General features: G+C 64.7%; 18 protein-coding genes. 9 read left to right on the top strand and 9 right to left on the bottom strand.

The annotated features are described in order from the left end of the window. Positions 1-25: 25 nt before the first annotated feature. The 6 genes from leuA to ACGLHS_RS15015 form a co-directional block, all read right to left on the bottom strand. Entirely contained in the window at positions 26-1,729 is a 1,704-nt protein-coding gene (leuA, locus tag ACGLHS_RS15040) for a 2-isopropylmalate synthase (RefSeq protein ID WP_394480801.1), read from the bottom strand. A 207-nt stretch (positions 1,730-1,936) separates the two neighbouring features. Further along, entirely contained in the window at positions 1,937-2,761 is an 825-nt protein-coding gene (pssA, locus tag ACGLHS_RS15035) for a CDP-diacylglycerol--serine O-phosphatidyltransferase (protein WP_093240693.1), read from the bottom strand. 185 nt (positions 2,762-2,946) lie between these two features. Then, on the bottom strand, positions 2,947-3,963 hold the full coding sequence (ilvC, locus tag ACGLHS_RS15030; protein ID WP_093240696.1) for a ketol-acid reductoisomerase: 1,017 nt from the start codon (positions 3,961-3,963) through the stop codon (positions 2,947-2,949). Positions 3,964-4,015: 52 nt separating this feature from the next. Continuing rightward, positions 4,016-4,288, bottom strand: coding sequence for a DUF4282 domain-containing protein (locus ACGLHS_RS15025; protein ID WP_093240699.1), 273 nt, complete (start codon positions 4,286-4,288; stop codon positions 4,016-4,018). A 55-nt stretch (positions 4,289-4,343) separates the two neighbouring features. Continuing rightward, complete coding sequence (gene ilvN, locus ACGLHS_RS15020; protein ID WP_093240703.1) at positions 4,344-4,835, bottom strand: acetolactate synthase small subunit; 492 nt, start codon at positions 4,833-4,835, stop codon at positions 4,344-4,346. 143 nt (positions 4,836-4,978) lie between these two features. Continuing rightward, positions 4,979-6,763 (bottom strand): acetolactate synthase 3 catalytic subunit, encoded by a 1,785-nt coding sequence (locus tag ACGLHS_RS15015; protein ID WP_394480797.1) that lies wholly within the window; start codon positions 6,761-6,763, stop codon positions 4,979-4,981. Positions 6,764-7,044: 281 nt separating this feature from the next. Here ACGLHS_RS15015 and ACGLHS_RS15010 point away from each other — a divergent pair, with 281 nt between their 5' ends. Genes ACGLHS_RS15010 through ACGLHS_RS14985 form a run of 6 tightly spaced genes read left to right on the top strand, consistent with a single transcriptional unit; the run spans position 7,045 to position 10,502 of the window. Continuing rightward, positions 7,045-7,611, top strand: a complete 567-nt coding sequence (locus ACGLHS_RS15010) for an RNA polymerase sigma factor (protein ID WP_093240708.1) — start codon at positions 7,045-7,047, stop codon at positions 7,609-7,611. Next, positions 7,608-8,030 (top strand): DUF3619 family protein, encoded by a 423-nt coding sequence (locus tag ACGLHS_RS15005; RefSeq protein ID WP_394480795.1) that lies wholly within the window; start codon positions 7,608-7,610, stop codon positions 8,028-8,030. Before ACGLHS_RS15010 ends, ACGLHS_RS15005 begins: the two co-directional genes overlap by 4 nt. Before the next feature lie 15 nt (positions 8,031-8,045). Next, positions 8,046-8,897, top strand: coding sequence for a DUF3106 domain-containing protein (locus ACGLHS_RS15000; protein ID WP_394480793.1), 852 nt, complete (start codon positions 8,046-8,048; stop codon positions 8,895-8,897). A gap of 12 nt (positions 8,898-8,909) precedes the next feature. Beyond that, on the top strand, positions 8,910-9,476 hold the full coding sequence (locus ACGLHS_RS14995) for an RDD family protein (protein ID WP_394480791.1): 567 nt from the start codon (positions 8,910-8,912) through the stop codon (positions 9,474-9,476). Then, a complete protein-coding gene (locus ACGLHS_RS14990; protein WP_093240718.1) occupies positions 9,473-9,880 on the top strand; it encodes a diacylglycerol kinase in 408 nt (135 codons plus the stop codon). Before ACGLHS_RS14995 ends, ACGLHS_RS14990 begins: the two co-directional genes overlap by 4 nt. Before the next feature lie 31 nt (positions 9,881-9,911). Beyond that, positions 9,912-10,502 carry a TIGR00730 family Rossman fold protein gene (locus tag ACGLHS_RS14985; RefSeq protein ID WP_394480789.1) on the top strand — a complete coding sequence of 197 codons (591 nt, stop codon included), beginning with the start codon at positions 9,912-9,914 and terminating at the stop codon, positions 10,500-10,502. A gap of 50 nt (positions 10,503-10,552) precedes the next feature. Here ACGLHS_RS14985 and ACGLHS_RS14980 read toward each other — a convergent pair whose 3' ends face one another. Then, positions 10,553-10,891 carry a P-II family nitrogen regulator gene (locus ACGLHS_RS14980; RefSeq protein ID WP_019652991.1) on the bottom strand — a complete coding sequence of 113 codons (339 nt, stop codon included), beginning with the start codon at positions 10,889-10,891 and terminating at the stop codon, positions 10,553-10,555. Further along, on the bottom strand, positions 10,888-12,585 hold the full coding sequence (locus ACGLHS_RS14975) for an NAD+ synthase (RefSeq protein WP_394480786.1): 1,698 nt from the start codon (positions 12,583-12,585) through the stop codon (positions 10,888-10,890). Before ACGLHS_RS14975 ends, ACGLHS_RS14980 begins: the two co-directional genes overlap by 4 nt. Positions 12,586-12,604: 19 nt before the next feature. Between ACGLHS_RS14975 and ACGLHS_RS14970 the strand changes: the two genes are divergently transcribed. Beyond that, the gene (locus ACGLHS_RS14970) at positions 12,605-13,807 is read left to right on the top strand and encodes a GNAT family N-acetyltransferase (RefSeq protein WP_394480784.1); all 1,203 of its coding nucleotides are present in this window, start codon (positions 12,605-12,607) and stop codon (positions 13,805-13,807) included. A 119-nt stretch (positions 13,808-13,926) separates the two neighbouring features. On the opposite strand, the gene ppa is transcribed toward ACGLHS_RS14970, so the two are convergent. Then, positions 13,927-14,454: an inorganic diphosphatase gene (gene ppa / locus ACGLHS_RS14965; RefSeq protein WP_007834256.1), complete on the bottom strand. Its 528-nt coding sequence runs from the start codon at positions 14,452-14,454 to the stop codon at positions 13,927-13,929. A gap of 253 nt (positions 14,455-14,707) precedes the next feature. Here ppa and ACGLHS_RS14960 point away from each other — a divergent pair, with 253 nt between their 5' ends. Further along, the gene (locus ACGLHS_RS14960) at positions 14,708-17,221 is read left to right on the top strand and encodes a sodium-translocating pyrophosphatase (protein WP_394480782.1); all 2,514 of its coding nucleotides are present in this window, start codon (positions 14,708-14,710) and stop codon (positions 17,219-17,221) included. Position 17,222: 1 nt separating this feature from the next. After that, positions 17,223-17,591 carry a nuclear transport factor 2 family protein gene (locus ACGLHS_RS14955; protein WP_093240730.1) on the top strand — a complete coding sequence of 123 codons (369 nt, stop codon included), beginning with the start codon at positions 17,223-17,225 and terminating at the stop codon, positions 17,589-17,591. The last annotated feature ends 47 nt before the right edge of the window (positions 17,592-17,638 follow it).

Raw genomic sequence — 17,638 nt, 5'->3', positions numbered from 1 at the left:
CTTGCGCCCCCGGCAAAGGGCAGCGTCAGGCGACTTCAACCGCCGATTGTGCGCTGCGCGCGCCCCGGCTCCGCGCCCGCTCGACGCCCGAGACGATGGCCTTGAGCGATGCCGAGATCACGTTCGCGTCGATGCCGACGCCGAACAGGGTCTGGCTTTCGTCGACGCGCAGCTCGAGGTACGCCACCGACTTCGCATCGGCACCGGCGCCGATCGCGTGCTGGTGGTAGTCCATCACGCGCACGGTGTGGCCGGTGGCCTTGCTCAGTGCCTGCGTGAAGGCGTCGATCGGCCCGTTGCCGCGGCCTTCGATGGCGCGGATCTCGCCGTCCCAGGGCAGGTCGCCGCGCAGAACCACGACAGCATCGGCGCCCTCGCCTTCTTCCTCGATCACGCGGTGCTGCAGTGAATGGGCGGCCTCGATGCCGTACTCGCGCACGAAGAGATCCCAGAGGTCGGCCGCCGTGAGCTCCTTGCCGGCCACGTCCATCACGCGCTGCACGGTCTGCATGAATTCCATCTGCAGGCGGCGCGGCATCTCGATGCCGTACTCGCTCTCGAGCAGGTAGGCCATGCCGCCCTTGCCCGACTGGCTGTTGACGCGGATCACGGCCTCGTAGCTGCGGCCCACGTCCTTCGGGTCGATGGGGAGGTAGGGCATGTCCCAGATGTCGCCTTCCTTGCGCGCGGCGAAGGCCTTCTTGATCGCGTCCTGGTGCGAGCCCGAGAACGAGGTGTAGACCAGGTCGCCCACGTACGGGTGGCGCGGGTGTACCGGAATCTGGTTGCAATGCTCGACCGTCGCGCGGATCTCGTCGATGTTCGAGAAGTCGAGTTCGGGCGACACGCCTTGCGTGTAGAGATTGAGCGCGACGTTCACGAGGTCGAGGTTGCCGGTGCGTTCACCGTTGCCGAAAAGGCAGCCTTCGATGCGCTCGGCACCCGCCATCAATGCCAGCTCGCCTGCCGCCGTGCCGGTACCGCGGTCGTTGTGCGGGTGCACGCAGAGGATGATCGAGTCGCGCCGCGCGAGGTTGCGGTGCATCCACTCGATCATGTCGGCAAAGATGTTCGGCGTGGAATGCTCCACCGTGGTGGGCAGGTTGACGATGCACTTGCGCTCGGGCGTCGGCGCCCAGACTTCGGTGACCGCATCGACCACGCGCTTGGAGAACACGACGTCGGTGCCCGAGAACATTTCGGGCGAATACTGGAAGGTCCACTGCGTCGCCGGCTGCTTGGCGGCGAAGTCGTTGAACATGCGCGCATGGGTGGTGGCGAGCTCGACGATCTGGTCTTCGCTCATGCCGAGCACCACGCGGCGCATCACCGGGGCCACGGCGTTGTAGAGGTGGACGATGGCGCGCGGCGCGCCCTGCAGCGCCTCGAAGGTGCGGGCGATGAGGTGGTCGCGTGCCTGCGTCAGCACCTGGATCGTCACGTCGTCGGGAATGCGGTCTTCCTCGATCAGCTTGCGCACGAAGTCGAATTCGACCTGGGAAGCGGAAGGAAAGCCGACTTCGATTTCCTTGAAGCCGATGGCCACGAGAGTCTCGAACATGCGCATCTTGCGCGCGATGTCCATGGGCTCGACCAGGGCCTGGTTGCCATCACGCAGATCGGTCGACAGCCAGATCGGGGCCTTGGTCAGCACGGCATCGGGCCAGGTGCGGTCCTTGAGGCCGATCGGGGCGAATGCGCGGTATTTGGCTTGAGGTTGCTTGAGCATGTCGATTTCTCTGTGATGGTTGGTATTCAACCAGCAACCCCAAAAACAAACGGCCCGTTGCTGGTGCGAACGGGCCGTGGTGAGGGATTTGCGCGTGCGCTACCGTCTCCGCCCGTGAGGGAGAGCTAGTAGGGCCAGCAGCGAAATCTTGGTCATGAGGGTTGCGAATGTAGCACAGCCTTTGCGGGCCTGGGAAGGCCCCGGGGCTCAGTTGTGCAGGCCTCGCTCGTCAGGCTCTTCGGTCGAGGTGCTAATCACGCTGGCCGGCTGACCCTTGGCCTTGCGCCATCCGTAGACCACATAGCCACTCAGCCCATAGACGACGAACAGGCCGAACAGCACGGTCGGCGGATGGATGTTGATGACCGCGATGCCGAGCGCGATCAGCACGATCGCTGCAAAGGGCACGCTCTTCTTCATCTGGATGTCCTTGAAGCTGTAGAACGGCGCATTGGTGACCATCGTCAGGCCCGCATACAGCGTGAACGCGAAGGTGACCCAGGTGATCTGCGTCCACGAGAGGTACAGCACCTCGCCGCCACGCTTGCCCCACTCGTCCACCAGCCAGATGAAGCCCGCCACCAATGCCGCAGCCGCAGGCGACGGCAGGCCCTGAAACCAGCGCTTGTCGACCACGCCGGTGTTGACGTTGAAACGCGCCAGCCGCAGCGCGGCACAGGCGCAGTACACGAAAGCCGCGATCCAGCCCCAGCGCCCCAGCCCCTTGAGCGACCACTCGTAGGCGATCAACGCAGGCGCGGCACCGAACGACACCATGTCGGACAGCGAATCCATCTGCTCGCCGAATGCGCTTTGCGTGTTGGTCATGCGCGCGACGCGGCCATCGAGGCTGTCGAGAATCATCGCGGCGAACACGCCGAGCGCCGCGAGATCGAAGCGCGCGTTCATGGCCATCACGACCGAGTAGAAACCGCCGAACAACGCCGCCAGCGTGAACAGGTTCGGCAGGATGTAGATGCCCTTGCGGCGTTTGCGCGGTTGCACCTCGTCGGGAACCGTATCGTCATGCATTGAATTTGCCTCCGTCCCTCATGGGCACTGCGCGGCCAGCTATCCATTCGATAGCATCTTGATCTGTGAGTCGCATGGTTCGCAGTGTAGTTCAGGGGATGCTTTGCCCCCATCAAACAAAAGGGCCACCGCGACGGGTGGCCCTTGGGAAACAGGCGCCGAAGCACCCGTTCTTGCCTGCAGGATCAGTTGCGGGTCTGGTCGACCAGCTTGTTCTTCTTGATCCAGGGCATCATCGCGCGCAGCTTTTCGCCAACCACTTCGATCTGGTGCTCGGCACCCAGGCGACGACGGCTGATCAGCGTGGGCTGGCCGGCAGCGGCTTCGAGCACGAAGCTCTTTGCGTATTCGCCGGTCTGGATGTCCTTGAGCACTTGCTTCATGACCTTCTTGGTCTCGTCGGTCACGATGCGCGGGCCCGTGACGTACTCGCCGTATTCGGCGTTGTTCGAGATCGAGTAGTTCATGTTGGCGATGCCGCCTTCATAGATCAGGTCGACGATGAGTTTGAGCTCATGCAGGCATTCGAAGTACGCCATTTCGGGCGCGTAGCCGGCTTCCACCAGCGTTTCGAAACCAGCCTTGATCAGCTCGACCGTGCCGCCGCACAGAACCGCTTGTTCGCCGAACAGGTCGGTTTCGGTTTCTTCGCGGAAGTTGGTCTCGATGATGCCGGCCTTGCCGCCGCCGTTGGCGGTGGCGTAGCTCAGCGCGAGGTCACGCGCCTTGCCGGTCTTGTCCTGGTGCACGGCCACGAGGTGGGGCACGCCGCCACCTTGCGTGTACGTGCTGCGCACCGTGTGGCCTGGGGCCTTGGGGGCGACCATCCACACGTCGAGGTCAGCGCGTGGCTGCACGAAACCATAGTGCACGTTGAAGCCGTGCGCGAAGACGAGCGAAGCGCCTTCCTTGATGTGCGGGGCCACGTCGTTCTTGTAGACGTTGGCGATCTGCTCGTCGGGCAGCAGGATCATGACCACGTCGGCCGACTTCACGGCATCGGCCACCTCGGCGACCTGCAGGCCGGCCTTGCCGACCTTGTCCCACGAAGCGCCACCCTTGCGCAGGCCGACCACGACCTTGACGCCGCTGTCGTTCAGGTTCTGCGCATGCGCGTGACCTTGCGACCCGTAACCGATGATTGCGACCGTCTTGCCCTTGATGAGGCTGAGATCCGCGTCCTTGTCGTAGTAAACCTTCATATGCGTCTTTCCTATTTAATCTCGAGCACCCCCTCCACGGGGGTGCGTTCACTCACAGTTGGCCGGAAGAATTCCGGTCCTTCATTTGCTGATTGATGGACACGAGGTTGTCGTGAATGCGGAACAGCAGGATCAGCAATTCGCTGTAGACGCGAACCATGATCGCGCCGATAACCAGAATCGCGAGGCCAGCAACAATGCCCCTGAGGCCGCCGCTGAAAAGCGTGCCAACCCCGGTAATCAATACCGCCAGCAACCCCAGGAAATACAGTACCCGGATGACGATGGGGGTCACCATCTTGTCGAAACCCAGCAAATCTTGCATCACCTTCTCCTCATGTCGTGTTGATAAACGATGGAACTGAGGGGATCTTCACCCCCTACACGCGCAGGATGCGCTCGCCGCGCCCGATGCCGCTGGCACCGGTGCGGACAGTCTCGAGGATAGCGCTACGGTCGATCGCTTCAAGAAAAGCGTCGTTCTTGCCGTGGTCGCCGGTGAGTTCGATGGTGTAGCTCTTGTCGGTCACGTCGATGATGCGGCCTCGGAAGATCTCGGCCATGCGCATCATTTCTTCGCGCTCCTTGCCGACCGCGCGCACCTTCACCATCATGAGCTCCCGCTCGGTGTAGGCGCCTTCGGTCAGGTCGACGACCTTCACGACTTCGATCAGGCGGTTCAGGTGCTTGGTGATCTGCTCGATCACGTCGTCCGAACCGGTGGTGACGATCGTCATGCGCGAGAGGCTCGAGTCCTCGGTCGGCGCGACGGTCAGCGATTCGATGTTGTAGCCACGGGCCGAGAAAAGGCCCACCACGCGGGAAAGAGCACCCGGCTCGTTTTCCAGCAGCACTGCAATGATGTGTTTCATGTTTGCGTGACTCCTCTTTTCGCCTGCGCGGAAGCTTTCGCTTTCGCCGCCCTCCCCCGCGCACGGTAATGCGCGGGCTTGGCGGGCAATAGATTCGTCAGTAAGGGTTGAACGAGAACTAGCGAACGAACGGGGAACCGAGATCAGAGATCCTCGGAACCCAGGAGCATCTCGGTGATGCCCATGCCGGCCTTCACCATCGGGAACACGTTCTCGGTGGGGTCGGTACGGAAGTCCATGAACACCGTGCGGTCCTTGAGCTTGCGTGCTTCGCGCAGCGCCGGCTCCACGTCTTGTGGACGCTCGATCAGCATGCCGACGTGGCCGTAGGCCTCGGCAAGCTTCACGAAGTTGGGCAGTGCATCCATGTAGCTGTGGCTGTAGCGGCCGGAGTATTCGATCTCCTGCCACTGGCGCACCATGCCCAGGTAGCGGTTGTTCAACGAGCAGATCTTGATCGGCGTGTTGTATTGCAAGCAGGTGGAGAGCTCCTGGATGCACATCTGCACCGAGCCTTCGCCGGTGATGGTGAACACTTCCGACTCGGGCTTGGCGAGCTTGATGCCCATGGCGTAGGGAATGCCCACGCCCATGGTGCCCAAGCCGCCCGAGTTGATCCAGCGGCGCGGCTCGTCGAAGCGGTAGTACTGGGCGGCCCACATCTGGTGCTGGCCGACGTCCGACGTGATGTACGCGTCGGCGTCCTTGGTCATGTTCCAGAGGGTCTCGACCACGTATTGCGGCTTGATGACGTCCTTGTTGTCGCGGTCGTACTTGAGGCAATCGCGCGAGCGCCAGGCCTCGATGGTCTTCCACCAGTCGGCCAGTGCGCCGGCGTCGGGCTTGGTCGCGCTCTCGCGGATCATCGAGATCAGTTCGGTGAGCACGTCCTTCACGTCGCCGACGATCGGGATATCGACCTTCACGCGCTTGGAGATGCTCGACGGATCGATGTCGACGTGGATGATCTTGCGTTCGTTCTGCGCAAAGTGCTTGGGGTTGCCGATCACGCGGTCGTCGAAACGCGCACCCACCGCCAGCAGCACGTCGCAGTTCTGCATCGCGTTGTTGGCTTCGATGGTGCCGTGCATGCCCAGCATACCGAGGAACTTGCGGTCGCTCGCCGGATAGGCACCCAGGCCCATCAGCGTGTTGGTGACCGGGTAGCCGAGCATGTCGACCAGCGTGCGCAGTTCGTTGCAGGCATTGCCCAGCAGCACGCCGCCGCCGGTGTAGATGTACGGACGCTTGGCCGCCAGCAGCAGTTGCAGCGCCTTGCGGATCTGGCCGCCATGGCCCTTGCGCACGGGGTTGTACGAGCGCATCTCGACCTTGTCGGGATAGCCGGCGTAAGGCGTCTTCTTGAAGGAAACGTCCTTGGGCACATCCACCACCACGGGGCCGGGGCGGCCGCTGCGTGCGATGTGGAAGGCCTTCTTCATCGTCATGGCCAGATCCTTCGGATCCTTGACGAGGAAGTTGTGCTTGACGATGGGGCGGGTGATGCCGACCGTGTCGCATTCCTGGAAAGCATCGAGGCCGATGGCTGCCGTCGGCACCTGGCCCGAGATGATCACCATCGGGATCGAATCCATGTACGCCGTGGCGATACCGGTGACCGCGTTGGTCAGGCCAGGGCCCGAGGTGACCAGCGCCACGCCGACTTCGCCGGTAGCGCGCGCATAGCCGTCGGCTGCGTGGACGGCGGCCTGCTCGTGGCGCACCAGCACGTGCTGGATGGTGTCCTGCTTGTAGAACGCGTCGTAGATGTAGAGAACCGCGCCGCCGGGGTAGCCCCAGACGTACTGAACGCCTTCGGCCTGCAGTGCCTTGACCAGCACTTCAGCGCCCATGAGTTCTTGCGTGGCATTGCCGGCGCCGGAAGACGCGGCGGCTGCGGAGATGATTTCCGCCTTCGAGATTTCCATGATCAACCTTTGTCTATTTCGGGAACGAAATACCTTGGGTGCCCCTTGCCAACCCTTGTGAGGTCGCGCCAGGACTTGAGGCCATAGCCATGAGCGGACTGATGTTCCGCCGGACCTTGACCCGTTTGCCTTTTGACTTGCAGGGCGGATTATGACATTTCCGGGCGTTCAGATTCGCTTCAGCTGTCGTGTAAAGACACAAAGGCATAATCCCCGGCGGTAAACATACGCGATCGCTAGACACCTCCTCCCCACGCGGCGCGCCCTGCGCCCCTTCTCGCTTGGCCACTGAACAAGAACTCTCCGACTTCCTGAAAAGCGTCGAACGGCGCGCTTTCAAGCGCTCGGTCTATCACGTGCGGGATGAAGAAGCGGCGCTCGACATCGTGCAGGACAGCATGATGAAGCTGGCGCAGCACTACGGCGACAAGCCGGCGAACGAGCTGCCGATGCTGTTCCAGCGCATCCTGTCGAACTGCACGCTCGACTGGTTCCGCCGCCAGAAAACCCGCCGCGCCCTGTTCTCGAACCTCAGCGATTTCGACTCGATCGACGACGACGGCGATTTCGATCTGCTGGAGAACTTCGTCTCGCCCGCCGACTCTAGGGAGACGGAGAGCGCCGAAGACACGACCCGCCGCGCCCAGGTCTTCCACGAGATCGAGGAACAAATCGCGGCGCTGCCGGGCCGTCAACGCGAGGCTTTCCTGATGCGTTACTGGGAGGAAATGGACGTCGCCGAGACGGCCGCCGCGATGGGCTGCTCCGAAGGCAGCGTCAAAACCCATTGCTCGCGAGCCGTTCACGCTCTGAGCAAGGCGCTCAAGGCCAAGGGAATATCGCTATGAACACTAAGGTTCCAACTTCTTCATCCGCCGCCGAAGACCAGTTCGGCCAGCGCTTGGCTGCACGCCTGTCGAGCGGCAACCGCGAGTTGTCGCACGACATCGGCGAGCGCCTGCGGGTCGCCCGTGCGCAAGCGGTGGCCGCACGCAAGCTGCCGCCGCAGTTGCGAACGGCGCCCGTCGTGGTCCGATCGGGCCATACGGCCACGCTGGGTGGCAGTTGGTGGACCCGTATCGGTTCGGTGGTGCCCTTGATTGCACTCGTCGCCGGGCTCATCACCATCAGCGTGATGCAGGACGACGACCGAGCCAGCGAACTGGCCGAAGTGGATTCCGCACTCCTGACGGGCGATCTGCCGCCTGCCGCCTATACCGACCCCGGTTTTGCCCAATTTCTGAAGGCCGACAGCGCCTCCGACTGAACTTTCACCGACCGAATGCGACGCCGCCCTCTCCCCAGCGCGAACAAGCCCCGCCCGTTGCGCCCGCTCCCGGCGGGCGCAGTCGTTTGGGCGGGTGCGCTTGCAGCCGCGGCCTTCAGCCTGACGCTCGCCAGCGCCCAGACCCGCCCCGAGGCGGCAATCAAGGCAGCGGGCAGCCCGGCGGCGGCCGCCTCTTCCGCGGCTGCCACCAGCCCCAAGGCGGTTTCGCCGACCAAGCCGCTCTGGAGCGAACTTACCGCAGGGCAGCAAATGGCCCTCAAGCCGTTGGCTCCTCACTGGAACGCGCTGAACGCCGGCCAGAAACGCAAATGGCTGGCCCTGTCGCGCAATTTCGCGAACGTGTCGGCCGACGACCAGGTCACGCTGCACAGCCGCATGATCGAATGGGCCGCGCTGAGCAACCAGCAACGCACCCAAGCCCGCCTGAATTTCGCCGAGGTCAAGCGCATCCCGGCCGATGAGCGCAAGGCGAAGTGGGAGCAATACCAGGCCCTGAGCGAAGAAGAAAAGCGCAAGCTTGCTGAGCGCGCACCGGTCAAGCCGCGCGGTGCCGCCATTCCGGTGCGCCCGGTTTCCGCCCAGAAGCTCGTGCCCGTGCCGGCCATCGCGCCCGGTGGACAGCACACGCCCCGAATCCTGCTGACGCCCCCGCCTGCCCCGGCTTCGGCCCCGGCAACGATGATGGTGGCGACACCGGCTGAACGGGTTCCGGCGACCACCCCGGCCGTCGCTGTCGTGCCGGCAGCACCGCCCGCACCCGCCAACATCACGTCGCCTCCGGTCCCGGCCGAAGCCCAGGTACCGCCGCCGTCCTCGGCGACCGAGCCGCCTTCCTCCGCCCCCTGACCGAAGGCTTCGATGGTTTCCAGCACGCCCGAGGCTTCGGGGTCCAATCAGCCCGGCTCGCCTGCTCCCACTTCAATCGGCACCCCGGCTTCGATCGTGCCCAGCCTGTGGCGCCGCATGGCCTGCTGGCTCTACGAGGGCATGCTGCTCTTCGCCGTTGTCTTCGTTTCAGGCTGGCTGTTCAGCACGTTGGGCCAGATGCGCGACGCGATGGACTCGCGCCGACACCTCTTCCAGGCCTTCCTCTTCGTGGTGTTCGGCGTGTACTTCGTCTGGTTCTGGGCCAAGGGCCAGACGCTCGCCATGAAAACCTGGAACATCCGCATCGTCGATGCCCAGGGCCATCCCGTCAGCCAGCGCCGCGCATTGGCGCGCTACCTGTTGAGCTGGGTCTGGTTCCTGCCGCCGCTGGCCGCCATTGCGCCTTTCAAGCTGTCGGGCGGCGAAACAACGCTCCTCGTCTTTGGCTGGGTCGCCGTCTGGGCCCTGCTCGCCCGTTTTCACCCCGATCGCCAGTTCTGGCACGACGCCTGGGCCGGTACACGGCTCATCACCTCCCAACCGATGAGCCGCCGATGAGTGCCTTGCCCAATCTCCCCGATCCCGCCGTCAACCCGCAAAAGGCCCGCAAAGGCTTCGAACGCGTCTGGCACGCCACGCTGATCTCGCTGCACGGCCTGCGCGCCGGCTGGAGCGAACCCGCCTTCCGCCAGGAGGCTGTCCTGTCGATCGTGATGATCCCGGCCTCTTTCTGGCTCGGGCGCAGCTGGGTCGAGGTGGCGCTGCTCGCGGGCAGTGCCATCCTGGTGATGATCGTCGAGCTGCTCAACACCGCCGTGGAAGCCGCCATCGACCGCATCGGCCCTGAATGGCACGACCTTTCCAAGCGCGCCAAGGACATGGGCAGCGCCGCCGTGCTGCTCTCGCTCACGCTGTGCGGTGGCATCTGGGCGGCCGCGCTCTGGCAACGCTTCGTGTCATGAGACAGCCCGCCGGCTGCGGCATGATGGCGGGATGAATCCTGAATTTTCGATCTGTGTCTATTGCGGCTCGCGCCCCGGCGAGCGCCCCGAGTTTTCCCAGGCCGCGCAAGCGGTCGGCCAATGGATCGGCCAGCATCGCGGCCAACTGGTCTACGGCGGCGGCCGCACCGGCCTGATGGGCACGGTGGCCGAGGCCACCCGCCAGGCCGGCGGCCGCGTGGTCGGCATCATTCCCAAGGCGCTGGTCGACAAGGAACTGGCCAATCCGCTGTGCGACGAGCTGCACGTGGTCGACACCATGCACGAGCGCAAGGCCATGATGGGCGAGCGCGCCGATGCCTTCGTGGCGCTGCCGGGCGGCATCGGCACCTTCGAAGAGCTGTTCGAGATCTGGACCTGGCGCCAGCTCGGCTATCACGACAAGCCGACCGGCATCCTCAACACCGCGGGCTACTACGACGGGTTGCTGGGCTTCCTGGCGCACAGCGTGCGCGAAGGCTTCATGGAGGAATGGCAGATGGAGCTGATCCGCACCGGTACCGACGCAACCGAATTGCTGTCGGCACTGCGCGCCGAAGTGCCGCTCCATCCGCGCGAAGACAGGCTGTCCGAAAACCTCTGACGCCTGCCTTCAACGACAAAGCCCCCGCTCGGGGGCTTTTTTGCGCCTTGTCAGACTGCGTTTTCGTTCTCTTCGCCGGTGCGGATGCGCACGATGCGCTCCACGGCGGTGACAAAAATCTTCCCGTCGCCGATTTTCCCGGTGCGCGCGGAATTGACGATGGCCTCGATGCAGCGCTCCACATCAGCCTCGTTGACGACCACTTCGACCTTCATCTTGGGCAGGAAGTCGACCACGTACTCGGCGCCGCGGTAAAGCTCGGTGTGGCCCTTCTGGCGGCCGAAGCCCTTGACTTCGGTCACGGTCAGGCCGGTAACGCCCACTTCGGCCAAGGCCTCGCGCACGTCCTCGAGCTTGAAGGGTTTGACGATGGCGGTGATCTGCTTCATGGGTTTTGTGCTCCGGCGGTTTCGTTGAATTTGCTGGTGATAGGGTAACGCCAATCCTTGCCGAAGCTTCGATGGGTGACCCGGATGCCTACGGGCGCCTGGCGCCGCTTGTATTCGTTGATCCTGATGAGCCGCGCAACCCGTTCGACCACCGCGCGGTCGTAGCCCGCGGCAATGATCTCGTCGATGCCCTCGTCGTCCTGCATGTAGCGTGCCAGGATGCCGTCGAGGATGTCGTAGGGCGGCAGGCTGTCCTGGTCGGTCTGGTCGGGCCGCAGCTCCGCGCTCGGCGGGCGGGTGATGATGCGCTCGGGAATCGGCTCGGCGCCGGTGCCATAGGGGTCGTGGGCATTGCGCCAGCGCGCCAGGGCGAACACGGTGGTCTTGAGCAGGTCCTTGATGACCGCGAAGCCGCCAGCCATGTCTCCGTAGAGCGTGCAGTAGCCGGTGGCCATCTCGCTCTTGTTGCCTGTGGTCAGCACGATCGATCCGAACTTGTTCGACAGCCCCATCAGCAGCGTGCCGCGGATGCGGGCCTGGATGTTCTCTTCGGCCGTGTCTTCGGGCCGGCCCTTGAACTCGTCGGCCAGCGCGCCCTTGAAAGATTCGAAGGTGTGCCTGATCGAGATTTCGTCGTAGCGCACGCCCAGCCGGCCGGCCATGTCGCGCGCGTCGATCCAGCTGATGTCGGCGGTGTAAGGCGAAGGCATCATCACTGCACGCACCTTGTCCTTGCCCAGTGCATCGACGGCGATGGCAAGCACCAATGCGGAGTCGATGCCGCCCGAGAGCCCCAGGATGGCGCCCGGAAAACCGTTCTTGCCGATGTAGTCGCGCACGCCCAGCACCAATGCGTCCCAGAGCTGCGCCTCGGCCTCGCGCGGGGGCGCGATGGCACCGGGCTCGGCCACGAAGCCGACGCTGCCTTTCGGCTCCCGCTCGAGCTGCACGAACGGCACCTGCTCGCGAAAACTCTCGGCCTGCATGGCGACCGCGCCATCGGCCTGCAATGCGAAGGAGGCACCGTCGAACACCACCTCGTCCTGCCCACCGACCAGATGCGCGTAGACCAGCGGCAGGCCCACGGCGCGTGCCCGATCGGCCATGCGCGCCACGCGCTCGCCCTCCTTGCCCACGTGGTAGGGCGAGGCATTGATCACCGCCAGCACCTCGGCGCCGGACTCGCGCGCCAGCTCGGCCGGCTGGTCGAACCAGGCGTCCTCGCAGATCAGCAAGCCGACCGAAACGCCGCCCGCCTCGAACACGCAAGTACCCTGCCCCGGCGTGAAATAGCGGCGCTCGTCGAACACCTGGTAGTTCGGCAGCTCGCGCTTTGCGTAGGTCTCGAGGATGCGGCCGTCCTTGATGACGCTGGCCGCGTTGTGGCGCATCTGCACTGCCACCGAGCGGCTGCGCAGGCTGCCACCGGTCGGATGCCCCACCACCACGACCATGTCTTTGAGGTCGGCCAGCGCAGCGGCAATGCCTTTCACGGCATCATCACAGGCTTCGGTGAAGGCGGGACGGAGGAACAGGTCTTCCGCCGCATAGCCGGCAATCGAGAGTTCGGGCGTCAGCAGCAGGCGCGCGCCTTCCGCATAGGCGTGGCGTGCGGCATCGACGATCTTTTTTGCGTTGCCGGCGAGGTCGCCCACCACAAAATTGAGTTGCGCGATGGCGAGCTTGAGCGTCATACAGAAGGAAGAAAAAGGCTTGAACGATTATGTCATTCGGGTTCTGGCGTCACCGTCGGACGTGAGCCCGCAAGCCTGGAACGCGCTGCTGGCCACCGAGGCCGAGCCCTCGCCCTTCATGCGCCACGAATACCTGTCGGCACTGCATGAAAGCGGCAGCGCCTCGCCCGCCAGCGGATGGATGCCGCAGTTCGTGACGTTGTGGCGCGGCAAGCGGCTCGAAGCGGCCTGCCCGTTCTACATCAAGGACCATTCGTACGGCGAGTACGTCTTCGACTGGGCCTGGGCCAATGCCTACGAGCAGCACGGCCTGGCCTACTACCCCAAGGCCGTGGTCGCGGTGCCTTTCACGCCGGTGCCGGGCACGCGGCTGCTGGCGCGCAACGCCGAGAGCCGCACGCTGCTGGTGCAGGCGCTGGTCGCCCTGTGCAAGCAGGAAGAACTGTCGTCGCTGCACCTGCTGTTCGGCGCCGACGCGGACATCGCCGCCTGTACCGAGGCCGGGCTGATGCTGCGTAACACGGTTCAGTTCCACTGGACGAACGCTGCCCCGAAGCCCTGCGGCGATGAGCCTCTGCAGCCTGCTGAAGGCGAAGCGGCCTATCCGGACTTCGACACCTTCCTCGCAAGCCTCTCCCACGACAAGCGCAAGAAGATCCGCCAGGAGCGCCGCAAGGTGGCCGACGCCGGCGTGAGCTTTCGCTGGTCACGCGGCGCCGACATTTCCGCGGCCGACTGGGATTTCTTCTACCGCTGCTACGAGCGCACCTACCGCGAGCACGGCAACCCGCCCTACCTCACCCGCGACTTCTTCCAGCGCATGGCCGACACGATGCCCGAGGCCTGGCTCCTGTTCATCGCCGAGCGCAACGGCAAGCCCATGGCCTCCAGCCTGATCGCCCTCTCGACGCAGGAAGACAAGGCGCTGGTTGCCTACGGTCGTTACTGGGGAGCGTTGGAACGCGTCGATTGCCTGCACTTCGAGGCCTGCTACTACCAGCCGCTGGCATGGTGCATCGCGCATGGTGCGAAGCGCTTCGAGGGCGGTGCCCAGGGCGAGCACAAGATGGCACGGGCGTTGATGCCGGTGAAGACGACCAGCGCACATTGGCTGGCACACCCGGCGTTCTCCGATGCCGTGGAGCGCTTTCTCGAACGCGAGGGCGCGGGCATCGAAAACTACATGGACCACCTGGGCGAACGCAGCCCGTTCAAGGCTTAGGCTAGCCCCAGGTTTCAGGCGCGTCGTGTCGCGTCACCCTTCAGTCGGAGGGCAACACCTGCGGTCCGGCAAAGCCGGCTCCGCGGTGTTTCACGAATCACGAAGACGCTGGCTTGCTCTTACTTCTTGTAAGCGGCGATGCCGTCCAACACTTCCTTCTTGGCGGCGTCGATGCCTTCCCAGCCCAGCACCTTGACCCACTTGCCGGCTTCCAGGTCCTTGTAGTGCTCGAAGAAGTGGCTGATGGCCTTCAGGCGCATCGGGTTCACGTCGTCGACCGACTTCCAGTGGCTGTAGATCGGCAGCACCTTGTCGGTAGGCACGGCCAGCACCTTGCCGTCGACGCCGGCTTCGTCTTCCATCATCAGGATGCCGAGCGGACGGCAAGGCACCACCACGCCGGGCAGCAGCGGGTACGGTGCGATCACCAGCACATCGACCGGGTCGCCGTCGCCCGACAGCGTCTGCGGCACGTAGCCGTAGTTGGCCGGGTAGTACATGGCCGTCGTCATGAAGCGGTCGACGAAGATCGCGCCCGATTCCTTGTCGACCTCGTACTTGATCGGGTCGGCGTTCATCGGGATTTCGATGACCACATTGAAGGCGTCGGGAACGTTCTTGCCGGGGGAAACTTTGTCGAAGGACATGACGTTTTTCGAGTAGTTGAAAAGTATGAGAGGGATGGGGACAAACCCGGAGTTTACTTTCCGTGTCACGGCGCGGTCGCACACGCATCTGTTTTTGCCTGTAAATTGCCACCGTTGGCCAATCGGCTCCGCACCTCCGGTGCAGTGAGCTTCGAGGAAGCAACGCGGCGGAAATCAGGTCCCGTACGCGTTGTGCGCAGGGCCCCTGCTGTCCGTCTCCACAAGTCACAACGAACGAATGGAGAAGCAAAGCATGATCGGCAACACTCCCCTGATACTGGCAGTCGTCTGCGGCCTCGTGGCCGTGGGCTACGGTTTCTGGGCTCGAAGTTGGATTCTGGCCAAGGACCCGGGCAACGCGCGAATGCAGGAAATCGCCGCGGCCATCCAGGCCGGCGCCTCGGCCTACCTCGCAAAGCAGTACACCACCATCGCGGTGGTCGGCATCATCCTCGCCATCCTCATCGGCCTGTTCCTGGACATGACCACGGCCGTGGGCTTCGTGGTCGGCGCCGTGCTGTCGGGCGCCTGCGGCTTCATCGGCATGAACGTGTCGGTGCGCGCCAATGTGCGCACCGCGCAGGCGGCCACGCACGGCATCGGCCCGGCACTTGACGTGGCGTTCCGCGGCGGCGCCATCACCGGCATGCTGGTGGTGGGCCTGGGCCTGCTGGGCGTTTCTGCCTTCTACTGGTTCCTGTCGAGCGGCACGCCGGTTGCGGGCCAGAGCCTCTCGGGCCTGCTGAATCCGCTGATCGGCTTTGCCTTCGGCTCCTCGCTGATCTCGATCTTCGCACGGCTGGGCGGCGGCATCTTCACCAAGGGCGCCGACGTCGGCGCCGACCTGGTGGGCAAGGTCGAGGCCGGCATTCCGGAAGACGACCCGCGCAACCCGGCCGTGATCGCCGACAACGTAGGCGACAACGTCGGCGACTGCGCCGGCATGGCGGCCGACCTGTTCGAGACCTACGCCGTGACGCTGATCGCCACCATGGTGCTGGGCGCGCTGATGGTCACCACGGCACCGGGCAATGCGGTGCTGTATCCGCTGGCACTGGGCGGCGTGTCGATCGTCGCGTCGATCATCGGCTGCTTCTTCGTGAAGGCATCGCCGGGCATGGTCAACGTGATGCCGGCGCTCTACAAGGGCCTGGCGGTGGCGGGCATCCTGTCGCTGATCGCGTTCTGGTTCGTCACGAGCTGGATCATTCCCGACAACGCGATCGCCGCGAGCGGCAGCCAGCTCAAGCTCTTCGGCGCCTGCTTCGTGGGCCTCGCGCTGACGGCCGCGCTGGTGTGGATCACCGAGTACTACACCGGCACGCAGTACAAGCCCGTGCAGCACATCGCGCAGGCCTCGACCACCGGCCACGGCACCAACATCATCGCGGGCCTGGGCGTGTCGATGCGTTCGACGGCCTGGCCGGTGATCTTCGTGTGCATCGCGATCCTGGCTTCGTACTCGCTCGCAGGCCTCTTCGGCATTGCGGTGGCCGCCACGTCGATGCTGAGCATGGCCGGCATCGTGGTCGCGCTCGACGCCTACGGCCCCATCACCGACAACGCCGGCGGCATCGCCGAAATGAGCGAGCTGCCCGACAGCGTGCGCGCCGTGACCGACCCGCTCGACGCGGTCGGCAACACGACGAAAGCCGTGACCAAGGGCTACGCGATCGGCTCGGCCGGCCTCGCCTCGCTGGTGCTGTTCGCCGACTACACCCACAAGCTGGAGAGCTTCGGTCTGAACATCAGCTTCAACCTGAGCGACCCGATGGTGATCGTCGGCCTCTTCATCGGCGGCCTGATCCCCTACCTGTTCGGTGCCATGGCCATGGAAGCCGTGGGCCGCGCGGCCGGTGCGGTGGTGGAAGAAGTGCGCCGCCAGTTCCGCGACATCCCCGGCATCATGGAAGGCACCGGCAAGCCCGAGTACGGCAAGGCCGTGGGCATGCTGACCGGCGCAGCCATCAAGGAAATGATGATCCCCTCGCTGCTGCCGGTGGTGGTGCCGATCCTGGTCGGCCTGCTGCTCGGACCCAAGGCGCTGGGCGGCCTGCTGATGGGCACCATCGTCACCGGCCTCTTCGTCGCGATCTCGATGTGCACGGGCGGCGGCGCCTGGGACAACGCCAAGAAGTACATCGAAGACGGCCACCACGGCGGCAAGGGTTCCGAGGCGCACAAGGCGGCCGTGACCGGCGACACCGTGGGCGACCCCTACAAGGACACCGCCGGCCCGGCCGTGAACCCGCTGATCAAGATCATCAACATCGTGGCGCTGCTGATCGTGCCGCTGGTCGTGAAATTCCACGCCGGCGATGCGGCAGCGGCCGTACCTGCCAAGGTGGAAACGCCGCCGGCCGCGACCGCACCTGCCGCCATGGCACCGGCCACACCGGGCGCGGCCATCGCCTCGGCCGCCGTGACGGCCACCGAGGCCGCCGCGGTGAAGGTCGAGAACGGCGTGGTCAAGTTCTACTTCGCCACCGCCAGCGCCGAGGTCGCGCCCAATGCCAAGGAAGCCTTGGCCGATGTCATCAAGGCGGTGCAGAGCGGCAGCACCGTGCTCGTGAGCGGCTACCACGACGCCAGCGGCGACCCGGCGAAAAACGCCGAGCTTGCCAAGCAGCGCGCCATGGCCGTGAGCGATGCGCTCAAGGCGGCCGGCGCACCCGAAGACAAGATCGAGCTTGCCAAGCCCGAACAATCGCAGGCCGACGGGCCACCTTCTGAAGCCCGCCGCGTGGAAGTCAAAGTAAAGTCCTGAGATGCCCACTGCCGCACGACTCGAATCTTTCATCGCCGCCGTCGAAGGCGGCGCGCATGCCCAAGCCATCGAGGACTATTACACCGAAGACGCCACCATGCGCGAGAACCAGGCCGAACCGCGGCGCGGCCGCAGCACGCTGGTGGCACAGGAAACAGCCGTGCTCGCGCGCACCGAATCGGTCACCAGCACCTGCGTGCGGCCGGTGCTCGTGAACGGCGACCACGTGGCGATCCACTGGGTCTTCGAGTTCATCTTCAAGAATGGCGGCACGATGCGCATGGAAGAGATCGCGTGGCAGCGATGGGAAGGCGAGCGCATCGCCGAGGAGCAGTTCTTCTACGACCCGGCGCAAAGAAAGCCGGGCTGAAGACACCGCACGCTTCCACCGCCATGGCGCTGAAGACCACCTCCTAG

The sequence above is a fragment of the Variovorax sp. VaC1 genome (assembly GCF_043658315.1).
Taxonomy (GTDB): Bacteria; Pseudomonadota; Gammaproteobacteria; order Burkholderiales; family Burkholderiaceae_C; genus Variovorax.
The sequence above is the reverse complement of the archived record's forward strand: the minus strand, read 5'-3'. Positions and strand labels throughout refer to the sequence as shown.

Excerpts from the sequence above, each read along its gene's own strand:
- ACGLHS_RS14960 (WP_394480782.1), top strand. The coding sequence starts at position 14,708 with ATGATCGGCAACACTCCCCTGATACTGGCAGTCGTCTGCGGCCTCGTG.
- ACGLHS_RS15015 (WP_394480797.1), bottom strand. The coding sequence starts at position 6,763 with ATGGAAATCTCGAAGGCGGAAATCATCTCCGCAGCCGCCGCGTCTTCC.
- ACGLHS_RS14990 (WP_093240718.1), top strand. The coding sequence starts at position 9,473 with ATGAGTGCCTTGCCCAATCTCCCCGATCCCGCCGTCAACCCGCAAAAG.
- ppa (WP_007834256.1), bottom strand. The coding sequence starts at position 14,454 with ATGTCCTTCGACAAAGTTTCCCCCGGCAAGAACGTTCCCGACGCCTTC.
- leuA (WP_394480801.1), bottom strand. The coding sequence starts at position 1,729 with ATGCTCAAGCAACCTCAAGCCAAATACCGCGCATTCGCCCCGATCGGC.
- ilvC (WP_093240696.1), bottom strand. The coding sequence starts at position 3,963 with ATGAAGGTTTACTACGACAAGGACGCGGATCTCAGCCTCATCAAGGGC.
- ACGLHS_RS15000 (WP_394480793.1), top strand. The coding sequence starts at position 8,046 with ATGCGACGCCGCCCTCTCCCCAGCGCGAACAAGCCCCGCCCGTTGCGC.
- ACGLHS_RS15025 (WP_093240699.1), bottom strand. The coding sequence starts at position 4,288 with ATGCAAGATTTGCTGGGTTTCGACAAGATGGTGACCCCCATCGTCATC.
- ACGLHS_RS14955 (WP_093240730.1), top strand. The coding sequence starts at position 17,223 with ATGCCCACTGCCGCACGACTCGAATCTTTCATCGCCGCCGTCGAAGGC.
- ACGLHS_RS14995 (WP_394480791.1), top strand. The coding sequence starts at position 8,910 with ATGGTTTCCAGCACGCCCGAGGCTTCGGGGTCCAATCAGCCCGGCTCG.
- ACGLHS_RS14980 (WP_019652991.1), bottom strand. The coding sequence starts at position 10,891 with ATGAAGCAGATCACCGCCATCGTCAAACCCTTCAAGCTCGAGGACGTG.
- ilvN (WP_093240703.1), bottom strand. The coding sequence starts at position 4,835 with ATGAAACACATCATTGCAGTGCTGCTGGAAAACGAGCCGGGTGCTCTT.
- ACGLHS_RS14975 (WP_394480786.1), bottom strand. The coding sequence starts at position 12,585 with ATGACGCTCAAGCTCGCCATCGCGCAACTCAATTTTGTGGTGGGCGAC.
- ACGLHS_RS14985 (WP_394480789.1), top strand. The coding sequence starts at position 9,912 with ATGAATCCTGAATTTTCGATCTGTGTCTATTGCGGCTCGCGCCCCGGC.
- pssA (WP_093240693.1), bottom strand. The coding sequence starts at position 2,761 with ATGCATGACGATACGGTTCCCGACGAGGTGCAACCGCGCAAACGCCGC.
- ACGLHS_RS15005 (WP_394480795.1), top strand. The coding sequence starts at position 7,608 with ATGAACACTAAGGTTCCAACTTCTTCATCCGCCGCCGAAGACCAGTTC.